This is a genomic window from Tepidimonas alkaliphilus, assembly GCF_007556595.1.
Classification (GTDB): domain Bacteria; phylum Pseudomonadota; class Gammaproteobacteria; order Burkholderiales; family Burkholderiaceae_C; genus Tepidimonas; species Tepidimonas alkaliphila.
Map to the genome: position 1 here is coordinate 123,809 of NZ_VJNB01000006.1, position 19,120 is coordinate 142,928.

At 65.7% G+C, this 19,120-nt stretch carries 24 protein-coding genes and 1 tRNA gene; 22 read left to right on the top strand and 3 right to left on the bottom strand.

Annotated features, from left to right (window positions below; all coding sequences use genetic code 11):
• Nucleotides 1-3 precede the first annotated feature (3 nt).
• From rpsE to Talka_RS07310, 12 genes are all read left to right on the top strand, one after another.
• Complete coding sequence (gene rpsE / locus Talka_RS07255; protein ID WP_143890450.1) at nt 4-525, top strand: 30S ribosomal protein S5; 522 nt, start codon at nt 4-6, stop codon at nt 523-525.
• Between the two features lie 16 nt (nt 526-541).
• Entirely contained in the window at nt 542-727 is a 186-nt protein-coding gene (rpmD, locus tag Talka_RS07260; RefSeq protein WP_143890451.1) for a 50S ribosomal protein L30, read from the top strand.
• Nucleotides 728-743: 16 nt separating this feature from the next.
• Nucleotides 744-1,175 (top strand): 50S ribosomal protein L15, encoded by a 432-nt coding sequence (rplO, locus tag Talka_RS07265; protein WP_143890452.1) that lies wholly within the window; start codon nt 744-746, stop codon nt 1,173-1,175.
• Nucleotides 1,176-1,210: 35 nt separating this feature from the next.
• Nucleotides 1,211-2,527, top strand: a complete 1,317-nt coding sequence (gene secY / locus Talka_RS07270; RefSeq protein WP_143890453.1) for a preprotein translocase subunit SecY — start codon at nt 1,211-1,213, stop codon at nt 2,525-2,527.
• Nucleotides 2,528-2,531: 4 nt separating this feature from the next.
• A complete protein-coding gene (infA, locus tag Talka_RS07275; RefSeq protein ID WP_043700245.1) occupies nt 2,532-2,750 on the top strand; it encodes a translation initiation factor IF-1 in 219 nt (72 codons plus the stop codon).
• Nucleotides 2,751-2,785: 35 nt separating this feature from the next.
• A complete protein-coding gene (gene rpmJ / locus Talka_RS07280) occupies nt 2,786-2,899 on the top strand; it encodes a 50S ribosomal protein L36 (RefSeq protein WP_143890454.1) in 114 nt (37 codons plus the stop codon).
• Between the two features lie 19 nt (nt 2,900-2,918).
• Nucleotides 2,919-3,284 carry a 30S ribosomal protein S13 gene (gene rpsM, locus Talka_RS07285; protein ID WP_143890455.1) on the top strand — a complete coding sequence of 122 codons (366 nt, stop codon included), beginning with the start codon at nt 2,919-2,921 and terminating at the stop codon, nt 3,282-3,284.
• A 20-nt stretch (nt 3,285-3,304) separates the two neighbouring features.
• Nucleotides 3,305-3,709, top strand: coding sequence for a 30S ribosomal protein S11 (gene rpsK / locus Talka_RS07290; protein WP_143890456.1), 405 nt, complete (start codon nt 3,305-3,307; stop codon nt 3,707-3,709).
• Nucleotides 3,710-3,908: 199 nt separating this feature from the next.
• Nucleotides 3,909-4,532, top strand: a complete 624-nt coding sequence (gene rpsD, locus Talka_RS07295) for a 30S ribosomal protein S4 (RefSeq protein ID WP_143890457.1) — start codon at nt 3,909-3,911, stop codon at nt 4,530-4,532.
• 114 nt (nt 4,533-4,646) lie between these two features.
• Entirely contained in the window at nt 4,647-5,633 is a 987-nt protein-coding gene (locus tag Talka_RS07300) for a DNA-directed RNA polymerase subunit alpha (RefSeq protein WP_143890481.1), read from the top strand.
• Nucleotides 5,634-5,727: 94 nt separating this feature from the next.
• Nucleotides 5,728-6,138, top strand: coding sequence for a 50S ribosomal protein L17 (gene rplQ / locus Talka_RS07305; RefSeq protein WP_143890458.1), 411 nt, complete (start codon nt 5,728-5,730; stop codon nt 6,136-6,138).
• 25 nt (nt 6,139-6,163) lie between these two features.
• Nucleotides 6,164-6,240, top strand: a tRNA-Met gene (locus Talka_RS07310).
• 236 nt (nt 6,241-6,476) lie between these two features.
• Here Talka_RS07310 and Talka_RS07315 read toward each other — a convergent pair.
• Nucleotides 6,477-7,991: a CoA-acylating methylmalonate-semialdehyde dehydrogenase gene (locus Talka_RS07315; protein ID WP_143890459.1), complete on the bottom strand. Its 1,515-nt coding sequence runs from the start codon at nt 7,989-7,991 to the stop codon at nt 6,477-6,479.
• An 84-nt stretch (nt 7,992-8,075) separates the two neighbouring features.
• On the opposite strand from Talka_RS07315, the gene Talka_RS07320 reads away from it, so the two are divergent.
• The gene (locus Talka_RS07320) at nt 8,076-8,999 is read left to right on the top strand and encodes a LysR family transcriptional regulator (protein ID WP_143890460.1); all 924 of its coding nucleotides are present in this window, start codon (nt 8,076-8,078) and stop codon (nt 8,997-8,999) included.
• A 1-nt stretch (nt 9,000) separates the two neighbouring features.
• On the opposite strand, the gene glcF is transcribed toward Talka_RS07320, so the two are convergent.
• A complete protein-coding gene (gene glcF / locus Talka_RS07325; RefSeq protein WP_143890461.1) occupies nt 9,001-10,266 on the bottom strand; it encodes a glycolate oxidase subunit GlcF in 1,266 nt (421 codons plus the stop codon).
• A 9-nt stretch (nt 10,267-10,275) separates the two neighbouring features.
• Nucleotides 10,276-11,421: a glycolate oxidase subunit GlcE gene (gene glcE / locus Talka_RS07330; RefSeq protein WP_143890462.1), complete on the bottom strand. Its 1,146-nt coding sequence runs from the start codon at nt 11,419-11,421 to the stop codon at nt 10,276-10,278.
• Between the two features lie 161 nt (nt 11,422-11,582).
• Here glcE and Talka_RS07335 point away from each other — a divergent pair, with 161 nt between their 5' ends.
• The 9 genes from Talka_RS07335 to Talka_RS07375 form a co-directional block, all read left to right on the top strand.
• Nucleotides 11,583-12,011: a CopD family protein gene (locus Talka_RS07335; RefSeq protein WP_143890463.1), complete on the top strand. Its 429-nt coding sequence runs from the start codon at nt 11,583-11,585 to the stop codon at nt 12,009-12,011.
• Nucleotides 12,012-12,021: 10 nt separating this feature from the next.
• Complete coding sequence (locus tag Talka_RS07340; RefSeq protein ID WP_143890464.1) at nt 12,022-13,176, top strand: VanZ family protein; 1,155 nt, start codon at nt 12,022-12,024, stop codon at nt 13,174-13,176.
• The gene (locus tag Talka_RS07345; protein ID WP_143890465.1) at nt 13,173-13,517 is read left to right on the top strand and encodes a (2Fe-2S) ferredoxin domain-containing protein; all 345 of its coding nucleotides are present in this window, start codon (nt 13,173-13,175) and stop codon (nt 13,515-13,517) included. Before Talka_RS07340 ends, Talka_RS07345 begins: the two co-directional genes overlap by 4 nt.
• 24 nt (nt 13,518-13,541) lie before the next feature.
• Nucleotides 13,542-14,177: an alpha/beta hydrolase gene (locus tag Talka_RS07350; protein WP_143890466.1), complete on the top strand. Its 636-nt coding sequence runs from the start codon at nt 13,542-13,544 to the stop codon at nt 14,175-14,177.
• 107 nt (nt 14,178-14,284) lie between these two features.
• On the top strand, nt 14,285-15,460 hold the full coding sequence (locus Talka_RS07355; protein WP_143890482.1) for a D-alanyl-D-alanine carboxypeptidase family protein: 1,176 nt from the start codon (nt 14,285-14,287) through the stop codon (nt 15,458-15,460).
• A 106-nt stretch (nt 15,461-15,566) separates the two neighbouring features.
• A complete protein-coding gene (rpsL, locus tag Talka_RS07360) occupies nt 15,567-15,944 on the top strand; it encodes a 30S ribosomal protein S12 (protein WP_143890467.1) in 378 nt (125 codons plus the stop codon).
• 213 nt (nt 15,945-16,157) lie between these two features.
• A complete protein-coding gene (gene rpsG, locus Talka_RS07365; RefSeq protein WP_143890468.1) occupies nt 16,158-16,628 on the top strand; it encodes a 30S ribosomal protein S7 in 471 nt (156 codons plus the stop codon).
• A 99-nt stretch (nt 16,629-16,727) separates the two neighbouring features.
• The gene (fusA, locus tag Talka_RS07370; RefSeq protein WP_143890469.1) at nt 16,728-18,830 is read left to right on the top strand and encodes an elongation factor G; all 2,103 of its coding nucleotides are present in this window, start codon (nt 16,728-16,730) and stop codon (nt 18,828-18,830) included.
• A gap of 124 nt (nt 18,831-18,954) precedes the next feature.
• Nucleotides 18,955-19,120: GTP-binding protein (locus Talka_RS07375; protein WP_246100617.1), on the top strand; the 166-nt coding region annotated here is incomplete at its 3' end.

Below are 19,120 nucleotides of genomic sequence, written 5' to 3' on the forward strand. Positions count from 1 at the left end.
CAAATGGCAAAGATGCAAGCAAACGTCAAGACGGAAGGCGCAGACGACGGCCTGCGCGAAAAAATGATCGCGGTCAACCGCGTGACCAAAGTGGTCAAAGGCGGCCGCATCATGGCTTTTGCGGCGCTGACCGTGGTTGGTGATGGCGATGGCCGCATCGGCATGGGCAAGGGCAAGGCGCGCGAGGTGCCGTCCGCTGTGCAGAAGGCGATGGACGAAGCGCGCCGTTCGATGTTCAAGGTTTCGCTGAAAAACGGCACGCTGCACCACGAAGTGATCGGCGAGCACGGCGCCTCGCGCGTCATCATGATGCCGGCGCCCAAAGGCACGGGCATTATCGCCGGCGGCCCGATGCGCGCGGTGTTTGAGGTGATGGGGATCACGGACGTCGTGGCCAAAAGCCACGGCTCGACCAACCCATACAACCTGGTGCGCGCCACGCTGGATGGGCTGCGCAAGTCCACCACGCCGGCTGAAGTTGCTGCCAAGCGCGGCAAGACCGTTGAAGAAATTTTGAGCGCCTGATGACAGGGGATCGATGATGACGACCACCACCCCAACCATCAAGGTCAAATTGGTGCGCAGCCCGATTGGCTGCAAAGAAAGCCACCGGGCAACCGTGCGGGGGTTGGGTTTGCGCAAGCTTGGCAGCGTGCGCGAACTGCAGGATACCCCGGCGGTGCGCGGCATGATCAACAAAGTGAGCTACCTCGTGCAGGTGCTCTGAGATCCGGAGGATCGGCATGGAACTCAACACGCTCAAGCCCGCACCGGGAGCTAAAAAAGCGCGCCGGCGCGTCGGACGCGGTATCGGTTCCGGTCTTGGCAAAACCGCTGGTCGCGGGCACAAGGGTCAAAAATCCCGTTCCGGCGGTTTCCATAAGGTCGGCTTCGAGGGCGGTCAAATGCCGCTGCAGCGGCGGCTGCCCAAGCGCGGCTTCAAATCACCCACGGTGAAATACAACGCCGAAGTGACGTTGGCTGCCCTGCAAAAGCTCGGTCGAACCGAGGTTGACCTGCTGACGTTGAAGCAGGCAGGGCTGGTTCCCCAGTTGGCCCGCAAGGTCAAAGTGATCAAAACCGGGGAAATCACGATCGCGGTCAAGTTGCAGGGTGTCGCAGCGACCGCGGGTGCGAAGGCGGCCATCGAAGCGGCTGGCGGCAGCGTCGCTTAAGCTCTCCCCACGCATCGATGTGAGGCAACTGCACTGTGGCCAACAGCGTCACCACTCTTGCCAAAACCGGTAAATACGGTGACTTGGCGCGCCGGTTGTGGTTCCTGATCGGGGCCTTGGTGGTCTATCGAATCGGGGCGCACATTCCGGTGCCCGGCATCGACCCGGTTCAGCTTGAGCAGCTCTTCAAAGGGCAGCAAGGCGGCATCCTGAGCTTGTTCAACATGTTCTCGGGCGGAGCGCTGTCGCGCTTCACCGTGTTTGCGCTTGGGATCATGCCCTACATCTCCGCGTCGATCATCATGCAATTGATGACCTACGTGATCCCGGCGTTTGAGCAGCTCAAAAAAGAAGGTGAGAGTGGTCGACGCAAGATCACCCAATACACCCGTTACGGCACTTTGGTGTTGGCGATCTTCCAAGCGCTTGGCATTGCGCTGGCTTTGGAAAGCTCGCCCGGCTTGGTGATCGAGCCCGGTTTGGCTTTCCGCTTTACGGCGGTGGTGAGTTTGGTCGCCGGCACGATGTTTTTGATGTGGCTGGGCGAACAAATCACCGAGCGAGGTCTCGGCAATGGGATATCCATTTTGATTTTCGCCGGGATTGTGGCGGGCCTGCCCAGCGCGATCGGAGGCTTGTTGGAGTTGGTGCGCACAGGCGCGATGAGCATTCTGGCCGCCATCTTCATTGTGGCGCTGGTGATCGTCGTGACCTACGGCGTGGTGTTCGTGGAGCGGGGCCAGCGCAAGATCTTGGTGAACTACGCCCGTCGCCAGGTGGGTAATAGGGTTTATGGGGGTCAGTCTTCCCATCTGCCGCTTAAACTCAACATGGCTGGGGTGATTCCGCCGATTTTCGCCTCCTCGATCATCCTGCTTCCATCCACATTGGTCAGCTGGATGAGCACAGGTGACGGCACCCGCTGGTTGCGCGATTTGGCCGCGGCGCTTTCGCCGGGGCAGCCGGTTTACGTTGTGCTGTATGCGGCGGCCATTGTGTTCTTCTGCTTTTTCTACACCGCGCTGGTGTTCAACAGCCGCGAGACCGCCGACAACTTGAAGAAAAGCGGAGCCTTCGTTCCGGGTATTCGTCCGGGTGAGCAGACTGCCCGGTATATCGATCGAATTCTTCTGCGCTTGACGGCTGTAGGCGCGATTTACATTACGCTGGTGTGCCTGCTACCGGAGTTTCTGATCCTTAAATACAACGTGCCGTTTTATTTTGGCGGCACGTCGCTGCTGATCATCGTGGTGGTGACGATGGACTTCATGGCGCAGGTGCAAAACTACGTCATGTCGCAGCAGTATGAGTCGCTGCTGAAAAAGGCTTCGTTCAAAGCCACAGGTGCATAAGGTCATGGCGAAAGACGATGTAATTGAAATGCAGGGCGAGGTGATTGAAAACCTCCCGAACGCAACGTTCCGTGTCAAGCTGGAAAATGGGCACGTCGTGCTCGGACATATTTCCGGCAAGATGCGAATGCATTACATCCGCATTTTGCCCGGCGACAAGGTAAAGGTTGAGCTTACCCCGTACGACCTGACTCGGGCTCGCATTGTCTTTCGCGCCAAGTGAGTTTAGTGTTTTCGATGTTTGAAGGAGCGTTCATCATGCGCGTGACCCCATCGGTAAAGAAAATGTGCCGTAACTGCAAAATCATTCGCCGCCACGGCGTGGTGCGGGTAATTTGCAGCGATCCGCGGCATAAGCAGCGTCAAGGCTGACCTTATCGCGAGGAATCTTATGGCTCGTATTGCTGGCATCAACATCCCGCCGCACAAGCACACCGAAATTGGCTTGACGGCCATTTACGGCATTGGGCGAAGCCGCGCTCGGCAAATTTGCGACGCGTGCGGTATTCCTTACTCCAAAAAGGTCAAGGATCTGACCGACGCCGAGTTGGAAAAAATCCGCGAACAGGTTAGCCGCTACACCATCGAAGGCGACCTGCGCCGCGAAGTGACGATGAACATCAAGCGGCTGATGGACATTGGCTGTTATCGCGGTTTTCGCCATCGCCGTGGTTTGCCCGTGCGGGGGCAGCGCACGAAGACGAATGCGCGTACCCGCAAAGGGCCGCGTCGCGCTGCCCAACCGCTGAAGAAATGACGTGAACGGAAAGTTTGGTTATGGCTAAAGCTCCTACCGCTAACGCTGCTGCGCGGGTGCGCAAAAAAGTCCGTAAGAATATTTCTGACGGTGTCGCCCACGTGCATGCGTCGTTCAACAACACCATCATCACCATCACCGACCGCCAAGGTAACGCCATTGCATGGTCGTCGGCGGGTGGCCAAGGTTTCAAAGGTTCGCGCAAATCGACGCCGTTTGCGGCTCAGGTGGCAGCTGAAGCGGCGGGGCGTGCGGCCATGGAGCAAGGGATCAAAAATCTGGACGTCCAGATCAAAGGCCCGGGCCCCGGTCGGGAGTCGTCGGTGCGGGCGCTCGGCGCGCTGGGCATTCGGATCACGTCGATTTCTGACGTGACGCCGATCCCGCATAACGGTTGTCGTCCACCCAAGCGCCGCCGAGTCTAACCAGCGCAAGCAGCGCCCAAGTGTAGTTACGCTAAAATAGCTCGCCTTGCGGTTCAGGTTCCCTCATAGGCAAGCCGCACATTGACGTTTAGTTTAAAGTCCACCGCCAGCGCTCCCAAAAAGCTGCGCCTCAAAGCGACAGTTCCTTCGCGCTGGCTCCCGCGACTAAAACATCGCGGTAGTGAGGAAAGGAAGACCAGTGGCACGTTACCTAGGCCCCAAAGCCAAACTGTCTCGCCGTGAAGGCACCGATTTGTTTTTGAAGAGCGCGCGGCGCTCCATCAGCGACAAAGCCAAATTCGATACCAAGCCGGGTCAGCACGGGCGGACTTCAGGCGCGCGCACGTCGGATTATGGCTTGCAGTTGCGCGAGAAGCAAAAGGTCAAGCGCATGTATGGCGTGCTGGAGCGGCAGTTCCGCCGTTATTTTGCGGAGGCCGAGCGTCGGCGCGGCAACACCGGCGCCAATTTGTTGGCCATTTTGGAGTCCCGCCTGGACAACGTCGTCTATCGCATGGGTTTTGCTTCCACCCGGGCCGAGGCGCGGCAGTTGGTGTCGCACAAGGCGATCGCGGTCAATGGGCAGACGGTCAACATTCCTTCGTACCTGGTCAAGCCCGGCGATGTGATTGCCGTGCGGGAAAAGGCGCGTCAGCAGACCCGCATCAAAGAGGCGCTGGAGCTGGCCAAGCAGATTGGCTTCCCTGGCTGGGTGGAAGTGGCCGCGGACAAGTATGAAGGCGTGTTTAAGAAAGTGCCGGATCGCGACGAATTTGGAGCCGATATCAACGAATCGCTGATCGTTGAGCTCTATTCGCGTTGATCGGGCGGATGCCGCAAATTAGCTCTCCCGGAACTCGCAGTCAGCGAGCTCCGGGATTTTGTGCTCGATCGGCCTCGATCGGCCCACGAGCCGAGGGTCATGAAGGAAGTCCGTATGCTGAATAACCTGCTCAAACCCAAGACCATCCACGTCGAGCGCATCTCGCCCCATCGCGCGGAGGTGACGCTGGAGCCCTTCGAGCGGGGCTACGGGCACACGCTGGGTAACGCCTTGCGCCGCGTGCTGCTGTCGTCGATGGTGGGGCACGCGCCGACCGAGGTCACGATCGCGGGGGTGTTGCATGAGTTTTCCACGATCGATGGGGTGCAAGAAGATGTGGTCAACATCCTGCTCAACCTCAAAGGCGTGGTCTTCAAGCTGCACAACCGCGATGAGGTGACGTTGAGTTTGCGCAAAGAGGGGGAAGGTCCGGTCAAGGCGGGCGACATCCAAACGCCGCATGATGTGGAAATTCTCAACCCCGAGCATGTGATTGCGACCCTGGCGCCCGGCGGCAAGCTCGACATGCAAATCAAGGTCGAGAAGGGCCGCGGCTATGTGCCGGGCAATATGCGCAAGGGCGATGACCATCGCAACAGCATTGGGCGAATTGTGTTGGACGCCTCGTTTTCGCCGATCAAACGGGTCAGCTACTCGGTGGAAAACGCTCGCGTGGAGCAGCGCACCGACCTGGACAAGCTGGTGTTGGACATCGAGACCAACGGCTCCATCGGCCCGGAAGAAGCCGTGCGGGCTGCAGCCAAAATTCTGGTGGAGCAGCTGTCGGTGTTCGCGCAGCTGGATGGCGGCACCGCGTTCGATGCGGCTCCGGCGGCCAAGTCCGGCGCCCCGGCGTTTGATCCTATCTTGCTGCGCCCGGTGGATGAACTTGAACTGACCGTGCGCTCGGCCAATTGCCTCAAGGCCGAAAACATTTACTACATCGGCGACCTGATCCAGCGCACCGAAAATGAGCTGCTGAAAACCCCCAATCTTGGGCGCAAGTCGCTCAACGAGATTAAAGAGGTGCTCGCCTCGCGCGGTTTGACGCTGGGCATGAAGCTGGAGAACTGGCCCCCAGCCGGGCTTGAAAAGCGCTAAAGCCCGCGCAACCTCGTAATCTTCACCTTCCCACCTGTGACCCCCGGCGGTACCTGATCCGGCCGCCGGCGATGACAACGAAAGGAGCCTTCCCATGCGTCACGGACACGGACTGCGCAAACTCAACCGCACCAGTGCGCACCGCCAGGCGATGCTGCGCAACATGGCCAACTCGCTGCTCAAGCACGAGGCCATCAAGACCACGCTGCCCAAGGCCAAGGAGCTGCGCCGCGTGGTCGAGCCGCTGATCACGCTGGCCAAGAAGCCGTCGCTGGCCAACCGTCGCTTGGCGTTCAATCGCCTGCGTGACCGCGAGACGGTGGTCAAGTTGTTTAACGAGCTGGGCCCGCGCTATCAGAACCGTCCGGGTGGCTACACCCGCATCCTGAAGATGGGCTTCCGCGTTGGCGACAACGCCCCGATGGCCTACATGGAACTGGTCGATCGCCCCGGGCCGACCGCCGAAGGCGGCGAAGCCGCCGCCGAGGCTGGCAAGGCCGAGTAAGTCGTGCTATAATTTTCGTCTCTGACGCGCGGTGGAGCAGTCTGGTAGCTCGTTGGGCTCATAACCCAAAGGTCGGTGGTTCAAATCCACCCCGCGCAACCAAACAAGCGTCCCAGAACGTCCCTTCCCGTTCCAAACCCCCTAGGAAATCAACGTCCTAGGGGGTTTTTCTTTTCCCAGACCGTCCCCAGCCGTGCCCTTGCATCCCGTCCAAAAGTGGACAAAATTCTGGACAAGGCCGGGCAAGTGGACAAGACAGGCTGATCCTTGTCCACTTCGGGGGGGCGCCCCAGCCTGGCCGATCCCCGCCGCGCGCGGCGGGGGCGGCTGGCTCAACATCACTGGCTCGTCGGCATGACAAAGGACGGACCCTTTGGCGTGCTTTCGGGCCAGCGCTGCATGACGCTCTTCTGCCGCGTGTAGAAGCGCACGCCTTCTTCGCCATAAACGTGCAGGTCGCCGAAGAGGCTCGCTTTCCAACCGCCGAAGCCGTGCCAGGCCATCGGCACCGGAATCGGCACGTTGATGCCGACCATGCCGACCTGGATGCGGCGCGCGAACTCGCGCGCGGTGTGGCCGTCGCGCGTGAAGCAGGCCACCCCGTTGCCGTAGGCATGGCGGTGGATCAGCTCCACCGCCTCCGACAGCGTGGCCACGCGCACGCATGACAGCACCGGGCCGAAGATCTCCTCGCGCCAGATGCGCATGTGCGGCTGCACGTGGTCGAACAGCGTGCCGCCGAGCCAGAAGCCGCCGGCGCAGCCCGGGCCGGCCTGGGCCGGGTCGAACGCGCGGCCGTCCACCACCAGTCGCGCGCCTTCGGCCACGCCGCTGTCGATCAGCTCGACGATGCGCTGCCGCGCCGCGGCGCTGACGATGGGGCCCATCTCGGCTTGCGGATCGAGGCCGTCGCGCACCTTGAGCGCGCGCGTGCGGGCTTCCAGCGCCGGCAGGATGCGCTCGGCCACGTCGCCCACCAGCACCGCGACCGAAATGGCCATGCAGCGCTCGCCGGCGGAGCCGAACGCCGAGCCGATCAGCGCATCCACCGCCTGCTCGAGGTCGGCATCGGGCATCACGACCATGTGGTTCTTGGCGCCGCCCAGCGCCTGCACGCGCTTGCCGTGCGCGGCGCCGGCGGCGTAGAGCTGGCGCGCCACCGGGGTGGAGCCGACGAAGCTCACCGCCGCCACCTGCGGATGCACGAGCAGCGCCTCCACCGCGTCCTTGTCGCCCTGCACGACGTTGAAGACGCCGTCCGGCAGCCCGGCCTCGCGCAGCAGCTCCGCGAGCAGGATCGACGGCGTCGGGTCCAGCGGGCTGGGCTTGAGCACGAAGGTGTTGCCGCACGCGAGCGCCAGTGGAAACATCCACATCGGCACCATCGCCGGAAAGTTGAACGGCGTGACGCCCGCCACCACGCCCAGCGGCTGGCGCAGCGTCCAGTTGTCGATGCCGCCGCCGACCTGCTCGGTGTAGTCGCCCTTGAGCAGCTGCGGGATGCCGCAGGCGAACTCGACGATCTCGATGCCGCGCTGCACCTCGCCGCGCGCATCCGCCAGCGTCTTGCCGTGCTCGGCGGTGATGGCGCGCGCCAGCTCGTCGTGGTGGCGGTGCAGCAGCTCCAGAAAGCGCAACAGCACGCGCGCGCGGCGCACCGGCGGCGTGTCGGCCCAGGCGGGGAAGGCCGCCGCCGCGGCCTGCACGGCGGCCTCGACCTCGGCGGCGCCGCCGAGCGCGACGTGCGCGGTGACGGCGCCGGTGGCGGGGTTGGTGACGGCTTGCGTGCGGCCGCTCGCGCCGGGGTGGCGGCGGCCGTCGATCCAGTGCGGAATGGGGGTCGGGTGGCTCATGCGCGGGCAGTCTAGGTAGCGGGGTGCAAGTCCACAAGCCCGCTGACCTGAACGGATGGTTCAGTTTGGTGAACAATCGGGCCGATGGCGCGCACCACCGAACCCGAGCTGTGGGGCCACGTGCACTGGCTGACGGTGCTGGCCGCGCAGGGCAGCTACACTGCGGCGGCGCGCCGGCTGGGCGTCAGCAAGGCGGCGGTGAGCCAGCGCATCGCCGAGCTGGAGCGGCTGGCCGGCGTGCCGCTGGTGCGCCGCACCACGCGCAGCGTGCGCCTGACCGAGGCCGGCCTGCGGCTGGTGGAGGAGGTGGCCGGCGCCTACGCGCAGATCGAGCAGGGCTGGGCGCGCGTGCGCGACCTGGCGGCGCAGCCGTGCGGGCGCGTGCGCCTCACCGCCCCGGTGGCGCTGGCGCGGCAGGTGCTGGTGCCGCTGCTGGCGGATTTCGCGCGCGCGCACCCGCGCGTGCACGTGGAGCTGGACCTGTCGGACCGGCTGGCGTCGCTGGCGGCGGAGGGCTTCGACCTGGCGGTGCGGCACACGTTTGCGCCGCCGGACACGCACGTGGCGTGGCGGCTGTGCGGTTCGCGCTCGGTGCTGGTGGCCGCGCCCGCCTACCTGCACGCCGCCGGCGGGCCGACGCACCCGTCCGAGCTGGCGCAACGGCCTTGCCTGCATTACCCCCGCCCGGGCGCGCGGCCGCTGTGGACGTTCGAGCCGGCCGGCGGCGGCGAGCGCGTCACGGTGCCGGTCGGCGGGCCGCTGGCGGCCAACAACAGCGAGGCGCTGCGCGATGCGGCGCTGCTGGGTCTGGGCATCGCGCTGGTGCCGGACTTCAGCGCGCGCGCGGCGTTGGCCGACGGGCGGCTGGTCGAGGTGTTGCCGCACTGGCGCGCGGTGGACGTGTTCGCGCCGGCGATCTGGGCGATCCGCCCGTGGTCGCCGCACGTGCCGCTGGCGGTGGCGGCGCTGGTGGCGCACCTGCGCGCGCGGTTGGGCGAGCAGCCCTAGCCTAGGCGGGACTGGCGCGTGTCAGCGCCTCATCCACCAGCTCCACCCAGTGGCGCACCGGCAGCGGCGTGCCGGCCTGCAGGTGGGTGATGCAGCCGATGTTGGCCGACACGATCGCCTGCGGCTGGCCGGCGGCGTGCAGGTGCTGCAGCTTGCGCTCGCGCAGCTGGCCGGCCAGGGCCGGTTGCAGCACGCTGTAGGTGCCGGCCGAGCCGCAGCACAGGTGGCTCTCGGCCGGCAGCGACACCTCGAAGCCGAGCGCGCGCAGCGCGGCCTCGACGCCGCCGCGCAGGCGCTGGCCGTGCTGCAGCGTGCACGGCGGGTGGTAGGCCAGCCGCGGCGGCACGCCGTCGGGCAGCCGGCCCCCCAGCCGCGCCTGCCACGCCGGCAGCAGATCCGGCAGCAGTTCGCTCAGGTCGCGCGCCAGCGCGCTGATGCGCGCGGCCTTGGCGGCGTAGGCCGGGTCGTGGCGCAGCTGGTGGCCGTAGTCCTTGACCGTGACGCCGCAGCCGGAGGCGTTGATGACGATCGCCTCCACCCCCGGCGAGCCGTCGGCCGGCTCGACGTAGGGCCACCAGGCGTCGATGTTGGCGCGCATCTCGGCCAGCGCGCCGAGCTGGTCGTCGAGGTGGAAGCGGATGGCGCCGCAGCAGCCGGCCTTCGGCGCCACCAGCGTCTGGATGCCGGCGGCGTCCAGCACGCGCGCGGTGGCGGCGTTGACGTTGGGCAGCATGGCCGGCTGCACGCAGCCGGCCAGCATCAGCACGCGGCGCGCGCGCGGCGTCTGTGGCCAGGCGCCCGGCGCGCGCCGCGGCGGCACCTTGGCGCGCAACGACGCCGGCAGCCAGCGCCGCACGGCTTGCCCCAGCCGCATCGCCGGGGCAAACAGCGGCGAGGTCAGCCCCTCGCGCAGCAGGGCGCGCAGCGCGCGCTGCAGCGGCGGGCGCGCCACGCGCTGCTCCACCACCTTGCGGCCGATGTCGAGCAGGTGGCCGTAGGCCACGCCGCTGGGGCAGGTGGTCTCGCAGTTGCGGCAGGTCAGGCAGCGGTCCAGGTGCTGCTGCGTGGCGCGCGTCACCGGCGCGCCTTCCAGCACCTGCTTGATCAGGTAGATGCGCCCGCGCGGGCCGTCCAGCTCGTCGCCGAGCAGCTGGTAGGTCGGGCAGGTGGCGGTGCAAAAGCCGCAGTGCACGCAGCGGCGCAGGATGGCCTCGGCCTCCTGCCCTTCGGGCGTGCCGGCGAATTCGGGAGCCAGTTGAGTCTGCATCGTCGTCGGTCAGGCCAGGCGCAGCCGGTGCGCGAACACGCCATGAGGATCGAAGGCGGCGACGACGCGCCGCTGCAGCGCCGCCAGCGCCGGCTCCGGGGTCGCCAGCCGCGGGGCGGCCTCGGGCGCCTCGGCCGGGGCGCGAAACAGCGTCGCGTGTCCGCCGGCCTGGTGGGCCCAAGCCGCCAGCGCCGCGCCGTCGGCCAGCGGCGCCCACAGCCAGCGCTGCGCGCCGAACCATTCGGCCAGCACAGCCCCCGGCGGCCCCCACGGCGTGGCCGGCGGCACCGCCAGCCGCCACAAGCCGTGCGCGCCCGAGGGCGCCTGGGCGAAGAACGCGTGCGTCTGCTCGCGCAGCCCGTGCCACAGGGCGGCCGCAGCGGCCGGCTCGACCGCCTCGCCACCCGCCTCCGCGAGCAGGCGCTCGCCGGCGGCCTGCACCGCGGCGGCGGCGCCGCGCAGCCGCAGCCACAGCGCGCCGCCCCCGTCCCCGTCGGGGATCCAGGCGCTGGCGTTGAGCGGCAGCGGCTGCGCGCGCCACTGCGCCAGCCGTTGCAGCGCCGCCTCGGCCGCCAGCGGCAGGCGCAGCGTGGCCTCGCCGGCCGGGCGCGGCAGCACCTTCAGCGCCACCTCGGTCAGCACCCCGAGGCTGCCGAGGCTGCCGGCCAGCAGCCGGCTGACGTCGTAGCCGGCCACGTTCTTCATCACCTCGCCGCCGAAGAACAGATCCTCGCCGCGGCCGTTGAGCAGCCGCACGCCGAGCACGTAGTCGCGCACGCCGCCCACCGCCATGCGCGCCGGGCCAGCCAGCCCCGCGGCCACCATGCCGCCGACGGTGGCGCCGGGGCCGAAGTGCGGCGGCTCGAACGGCAGCTCCTGCCCGTGCTGGGCCAGCAGCGCCTCCAGCTCCGCCAGCGGCGTGCCGGCGCGCGCGCGCACCACCAGCTCGGTGGGCTCGTAGCGCACCACGCCGCGCAGCGCGCGCGCATCCAGCGGCTGCGCGTCCGCCGGCAGCGGCTCGCCGTAGAACGCCTTGCTGCCGCCGCCGCACACCGCCAGCCGCGCGCCGCGCGCCGCGGCGTCGCGGATCGCCTGCGCCCAGCCGGCCAGCACGGCCTCGGCGTCGCTGTGTTCAACGGTAGGCTGATCGGTCATGGGCCCGTATCGTAGGGCCGAATCAGGCAAGCGCACAGGCTTTGAGGTGTGAAGATTTCGCAGCGTTGGCGTGAAGCTCGCGTGGGTGACGCAGCAAGCCTCATTTGCCATGGCGGCGCCAGCATGGCAGGCCAGGACCAATGGCCCTACACTGCCGTCCTATGCTGTGGGTCAAAACCTTTCACATTGTCTTCATTGCCAGCTGGTTCGCTGGGCTGTTTTACCTGCCGCGCATCTTCGTCAACCTAGCCATGGTGCCGTCGGACAGCACCGCCGAGCGCGAGCGGCTGCTGCTGATGGCGCGCAAGCTGCTGCGCTTCATGACGCTGCTGGCGGTGCCCGCGCTGGCGCTGGGGTTGTGGCTTTGGTTGGGGTATGGCATTGGCTTGGGGCCAGGCAACGGCTGGATGCACGCCAAGCTGGCGGTCGTGGCGCTGCTGATCGGCTATCACCACGCCTGCGCGCGGCTGCTGCGCGCGTTTGAGGAGGGACGCAATCGCCGCAGTCACGTGTGGTTCCGCTGGTTCAACGAAATACCAGTGTTGCTGATGGTGGCGGCGGTGGCGTTGGTGGTGGTCAAGCCGTTCTAGCTGTCCTGCGATGCGCCCGCGCCATCGCCGCTCGTCGGCCTGCCCGCCGTCGCCGAGGCGCGTTTCGCTGGCCTGGCCGTTGTTGGCGGCCTATGCAGCGCTGGTGTTCTACGCCAGCCTGTATCCTTTCGAAGGGTGGCGCGATCAGGGCGTGCCGCCGTGGGCTTACCTGACGGCTCCGTGGCCGCGCCACCTGACGCGCTTTGACGCCCTGGCCAACCTGTTGGGCTACATCCCGCTGGGGCTGCTGCTGACGGTGGCGCTGGCGCGCTCGGGTGGCAGACGCTGGTCGGCGTGGGCAGGTGGGCTGCTGCCCGGGATATTGGCGTTGGCGCTGGAAGGACTGCAAACCTATCTGCCGCGCCGCGTGCCATCGCAGGCTGATGCCCTGCTCAACGCCACCGGCGCCGTGCTGGGTGCGTTGCTGGCGGTGCTGTTGCTGCGTGGACGCTGGCTGGGGTCGTGGACGCAATTCCGGCAAAGCTGGCAGCAGCCCGCCGCGCAGCCGGCTTGGGCGCTGTTGTTGCTGTGGCCGGCGGCGGTGCTGGTGCCTGCTCCGGTGCCGCTGGGGCTGGGCTACGGTGGGTCAGCCGTGTGGGCTGGTTTGCAGGAGCTGCTGCAAGGCACGCCGTGGCAGGGCTGGCTGCCCGAGCCGTCGCCGCTGGCTCCGCCCACCGCGTTGGAGGAGGCCGCGCTGCTGACGCTGACGCTGACGCTGCCGTTGCTGCTCGGGCAAGCCAGTCTGCGTCGGGCCAGGCAGCGTTTGGTTTGGGCGTTGACCTTGGGCGCGCTGGCCATGGGGTTGGGCACGTTGACCACGGGGCTGGCTCTGGGGTCGCATCATGCGTCGGCATGGTTGACCGAGCCAGTGCAGGTCGGGTTGGTGGCCACCGGCGTGGTGGCGCTGGTGGCGCTGCCGCTGGGGCCGCGCGCGGCAGCTTGGCTGGCCTGGCCTGTCGGCCTGTTGCTGCTGGTTTGGATCAACCGCGTGGCCGAGCCGGCTTATCTTAGTGATTGGACGCAGCCTTGGCGCAGCCCGTGGACGCTGAACCTGCACGGGGTGCTGCGGGCCTGGAACGGGCTGTGGCCGTTGCTGGCGCTATTGGCTGCGGCGCGGCTGGCCCGCCGCCCGGCCGGGGCGCAGCCCTACAATCGGGCCCCATGAGTCAAAGCTCCAGCCCCGGCTATTACCGGCACCACATCTTTTTTTGCCTCAACCATCGCGACGGGGGGCAGGTTTGTTGCGCGCAGCACGGCGCCGAGCAGGCTTTCGAGCACTGCAAAGCGCGGGTCAAGGCGCTTGGGCTGGCCGGGCCGGGCGGGGTGCGGGTCAACCGCGCCGGCTGCCTGGATCGATGCGCCGGCGGCCCCGTGGCCGTGGTCTATCCAGAAGGTGTGTGGTACACCTACGTGGATCAAGCCGACATCGATGAGATCGTAACTTCTCACCTGCAAGGTGGCGTGGTGGTGCAGCGCTTGCTGCTGGCCCCCGATGTGGGGCGCTAGCCACGTCCTGGATTCGGTGGCGTGATGAATGGCTCGACGCAACGGTTGACGCTGGCCGGGCCTGCGGGTGCACTGGAGTTGGCTTTGGATCATCCCGCCGTGCCTGAGCGCGGGGTGGCCGTGATTGCCCACCCGCATCCCCTCTACGGCGGCACCCTGCACAACAAAGTGGTGCAAACGCTGGCGCGCGCGTGCGTGCTCGAAGGGTGGCGGGCGGTGCGCTTTCATTTTCGCGGCGTGGGCGCCAGTGAAGGCGCGTTCGACCACGGCATTGGCGAAGTGGATGACATGCTGGCGGTGGTGCAGGCGCAGGCCCTGGGCCGTCCCTGCGTGTTGGCGGGGTTTTCGTTTGGCGGCTACGTGGCGGCCCAGGTGGCGCTGCGAGGGCAGCCGATGCCGGATTTGCGGGGCTTGCTGTTGGTGGCGCCGGCGGCCAGCCGCTTTGCCATGCCGGCGCTGCCGCCCGAGCTGGTGGAGCGGACAGCCCTGATCCACGGGGAGCGCGACGATGTGGTGCCGCTGCAAGCGGTGCTGGACTGGGCCAGGCCGCTGGGGTTGCCGCTAACCCTGATCCCTGACGGCGAGCACTTCTTTCATGGCCGGTTGCCGCTGCTGAAGCGGCTGGCGCGGCAGCATTTGCGGGCTATCGGGGGGCCCTGACCGCGGCCACCTCTGCGTGGCGGAAAAAGGCTGAACACCAAGGTTGCGTTGCGATGCAAGAAGCGATCGGTCGATTGTGGTGGTGTGTGCGCGGCAAGGCGGCGCGGATGCAGGGCTTGGTTCGCTTAGGGTGGGTGGCGCTGATGGTGGCGTGGTCCGCGAGTGCGGTTGCGCAGCAACCGCAGCCGCCGGAAATTGCGGCGCGGGCGTGGTTGCTTTATGACGCAACCGCCGCTCAGGTGCTGGCGGCCAAAGACGCCGACGAACCGATGGAGCCGGCCTCGCTGACCAAGCTGATGACCGCCTATTTGGTGTTTGATGCCCTCAAGTCCGGGCGGCTGACGCTGCAGCAGACCCTGCCGGTCAGCGAGCGGGCGTGGAAGATGCCGGGCTCGCGCATGTTCATCGAGCCGCGCATGCAGGTGCCGGTGGAAGATTTGCTCAAGGGCATGATCGTGCAATCCGGCAACGACGCTACCGTGGCGCTGGCCGAAGGCGTGGCTGGTTCGGTGGAGCGCTTTGTGGAGCTGATGAACCAGCAGGCGCGCGCGCTGGGTCTGACCCGCACCACCTACAAGAACCCCGAAGGCTTGACCGCGCCGGGCCACCTGACCACGGCGCGCGATTTGGCCACCCTGGCGGCGCGCTTGATGCAAGATTTCCCGGAATACGTCGGCTACTACGCCATCCAACGTTACCGCTACCCGGGCACGCCGGCGGCCAACGACACCAACCGCAACCTGCTGCTGTTTCGTGATCCGACGGTGGATGGACTCAAGACCGGTCACACCGCGGCGGCGGGCTACTGCTTGGTGGCCACCGCGCGACGTCCGGTGCCGGGGCTGGGCGAGGGGGCGGCCGGACAGCGGCGCCTGATCAGCGTGGTGCTGGGCGCGGCCAGCGAAAACGCCCGCGCGGCGGAAAGCCAAAAGCTGCTCAATTGGGGCTACACCGCGTTTGAGGCGGTGCGCTTGAGCGCCCCCGGCGAGCCGGTGGCCACCGCTCCCGTATGGAAGGGCCGCTCCAGCACGGTCAAGCTTGGCCGTCCAGGCGGAGTGGTGGTGGCGCTTCCGGCGGGTCAGGCCAAGGGTTGGCGCACCGAGCTGGTTCGTCCGGATCCGCTGGTGGCGCCCCTGCAAGCGGGGCAGCCGCTGGGCACGCTGCGGGTGCTATCCCCCGGAGGGCAAACCTTGGCCGAAGTGCCGCTGCAGGTATTGGAGACGGTGGAAGAAGCGGGGCTGCTGGGCCGTTGGTGGGGCGCGCTACGCCTGTGGATACGCTAAGCATCCTTTCAGCCCCATTGCGCGGGGCGATCGAACGTGTTAGCATTTGAGGCTTTTCAGCGGCTCTCGAAGCCGCGAATGTTGTGTTTTAGCGTTTAGGGACGCCATGCCTACCATCAACCAACTCGTTCGTTACGGGCGCAAGGCTGACAAGCCCAAGTCCAAGAGCCCGGCGTTGCAGAACTGCCCGCAGCGCCGCGGCGTGTGCACCCGCGTGTACACGACCACCCCGAAAAAGCCCAACTCGGCGCTGCGCAAAGTGGCCAAAGTGCGGCTGACCAACGGTTTTGAAGTCATTTCTTACATCGGCGGTGAAGGGCACAATCTGCAAGAGCACTCGGTGGTGCTGGTGCGCGGCGGTCGCGTGAAAGACCTGCCTGGCGTGCGCTACCACATCGTGCGCGGCGCGCTGGATCTGCAGGGCGTCAAGGACCGCAAGCAGGGCCGCTCCAAATACGGCGCCAAGCGGCCCAAGAAAGCCTAAGCGTCCATGGCGCATCAAGGCTGCGCGTCACGCAGCCGTCATGGATTCGTGCCGAAATGCTGGATTTGAGGTGCATTTCGGTGGTCGGCGGCGCCGCATCAGTCAAAGACGCAGGCGCCGAGTAAGTGAGAGTCCCGCTCGGCTTGTTGGGCTCTCGGGGTCAGCCTCCACGCAAGGAGGTTGCCAACTGAAGCAGAAAAAGAGGTTGTCATCATGCCACGTCGTCGCGAAGTCCCTAAACGCGAAATCCTGCCGGATCCGAAATACGGCAATGTGGAGCTCTCCAAATTTATGAACGTCATCATGGAGAGCGGCAAAAAAGCGGTGGCTGAGCGCATCGTCTATGGGGCGCTGGAGCACATCGAGAAAAAAACCGGCAAAGATCCACTGGAGGTGTTTGCCACCGCCATCAACAACGTCAAGCCGCTGGTGGAAGTCAAGTCCCGTCGCGTCGGCGGGGCCAACTACCAGGTGCCCGTCGAGGTGCGTCCGGTGCGCCGTCAGGCGCTGGCGATGCGTTGGATCAAGCAAGCGGCGCGCAAGCGCAGCGAAAAATCGATGGCGCTGCGTTTGGCCAATGAGCTGATCGAGGCTACTGAAGGGCGCGGCGGCGCGATGAAGAAGCGCGACGAAGTGCACCGCATGGCCGAAGCCAACAAGGCGTTCAGCCACTTCCGTTTCTGAGGTTGTCGTCGCAGCCTGCTCGTCATCGGCCTATCCTAGCCCGCCACTGCCTTGTCCAAGGATGGCGGGCTTTGCCCATCCAAATCTGGAGTCCTTTTCATGGCACGAACCACGCCCATCGAGCGCTATCGCAACATTGGTATTTCAGCGCACATTGACGCTGGCAAAACCACCACCACCGAGCGCATCCTCTACTACACCGGCGTCAACCACAAAATCGGTGAGGTGCATGATGGCGCCGCCACCATGGACTGGATGGAGCAGGAGCAGGAGCGCGGCATCACCATCACCTCGGCGGCCACCACCTGCTACTGGCGCGGCATGGATTTGAACTACCCCGAGCACCGGCTCAACATCATTGACACGCCGGGGCACGTGGATTTCACCATCGAGGTGGAGCGCTCGATGCGGGTGCTGGATGGCGCCTGCATGGTCTATTGCGCAGTTGGCGGCGTGCAGCCACAGTCCGAAACCGTTTGGCGCCAGGCCAACAAATACCGCGTGCCACGTTTGGCGTTCGTCAACAAGATGGATCGCGTTGGCGCCAACTTCTTCAAGGTGTATGAACAGATCAAGACGCGCCTAAAGGGCAACCCGGTTCCAGTGGTGATTCCGATCGGTGCCGAAGACAACTTCCAAGGCGTGGTCGATCTGATCAAGATGAAGGCCATCTACTGGGACGAAGCCACCCAGGGCATGAAATTCGAATACCGCGACATTCCTGCCGACTTGGTCGATTTGGCGCAAGAATGGCGCGAAAAAATGGTCGAAGCCGCCGCGGAAGCCAGCGAAGAGCTGATGAACAAATATTTGGAAAGCGGCGAGCTGAGCGAGGACGAAATCATCGCCGGCTTGCGCCAGCGCACCATCGCGGTCGAAATCCAGCCGATGCTGTGCGGCTCAGCGTTCAAGAACAAAGGCGTGCAGCGCATGCTGGATGCCGTCATTCAATTCTTGCCGTCCCCGGTGGATATTCCTCCGGTCAAAGGCACCGATGAAAACGGCAACGAAGCCAGCCGTCGCGCGGACGACGAGGAAAAGCTGTCGGCCTTGGCGTTCAAGCTGATGAGCGATCCGTTTGTCGGCCAGCTGACCTTCGTGCGGGTGTATTCGGGCGTGCTGAAAAAGGGCGACACGGTTTACAACTCCGTCAAAGGCAAGAAAGAACGTATCGGCCGTATCGTGCAGATGCACGCCAACCACCGCAATGAAATCGAGGAAATCCGCGCCGGCGACATTGCAGCGTGCGTGGGCTTGAAAGAAGTCACCACCGGCGAGACGCTGTGCGATCCGGCCGCGCCGATCGTGCTGGAGCGCATGCAGTTCCCCGAGCCGGTGATCGCCCAAGCGGTGGAGCCCAAGGCCAAGGCCGACCAAGAGAAAATGAGCATTGCGCTGTCGCGTCTGGCGGCCGAAGACCCCTCGCTGCGCGTCTATACCGACGAAGAATCAGGGCAGACCATCATCGCCGGCATGGGCGAGCTGCACTTGGAAATCATCGTCGATCGCATGAAGCGCGAATTCGGCGTGGAGGCCAACGTCGGCAAGCCGCAGGTGGCCTACCGCGAAACGATTCGCGGCACGGTGGAGGAAGCCGAAGGCAAGTTTGTGCGTCAGTCCGGCGGTAAGGGCCAATACGGTCACGTCGTCTTCAAGATCGAGCCGAACGAGCCGGGCAAAGGGTTTGAATTCATCGACGCCATCAAAGGCGGCGTGGTGCCGCGCGAATACATCCCGGCGGTGCAAAAAGGCGTGGAAGAAGCCATGCAGGCCGGGGTGCTGGCCGGTTATCCGGTGGTGGATGTCAAGGTCACGCTGCACTTCGGCTCGTATCACGAAGTGGACTCCTCCGAGCAGGCGTTCAAAATGGCCGCGATTTTTGGCTTCAAAGAAGGCTGCAAGAAGGCCAACCCAGTGATTCTGGAGCCGATGATGGCGGTGGAAGTTGAAACGCCCGAGGAATACGCCGGCAACATCATGGGCGACCTGTCGTCCCGCCGCGGCATGGTGCAAGGCATGGACGACTTGCCCGGCGGCGGCAAGGTCATCAAGGCCGAGGTGCCGTTGGCGGAAATGTTTGGCTACTCCACCACGTTGCGCTCGATGTCGCAAGGCCGCGCGACCTACACGATGGAGTTCAAGCACTACGCCGAAGCGCCGCGCAACATCCAAGAGCAGATCATCGCCGCGCGCGCCAAGTAAGGCCCGTGGCCGCCTGAGGCGCCGCCCCCAACGGGCGGTGGGCCGGTTGCCCGTGGCCGGCTCGTGCCGCAGACGTCAACCTGATGCACGGGTGATGGTTCTTTGAACGCAAGGATTGGCAGCAATGGCAAAGGAAAAATTCGAGCGGACCAAGCCGCACGTTAATGTGGGCACGATTGGGCACGTGGACCATGGCAAGACGACGCTGACGGCGGCGATCACGACGGTGCTGGCGGCCAAGTATGGTGGGCAGGCCAAGAAGTATGACGAGATTGATGCGGCGCCGGAGG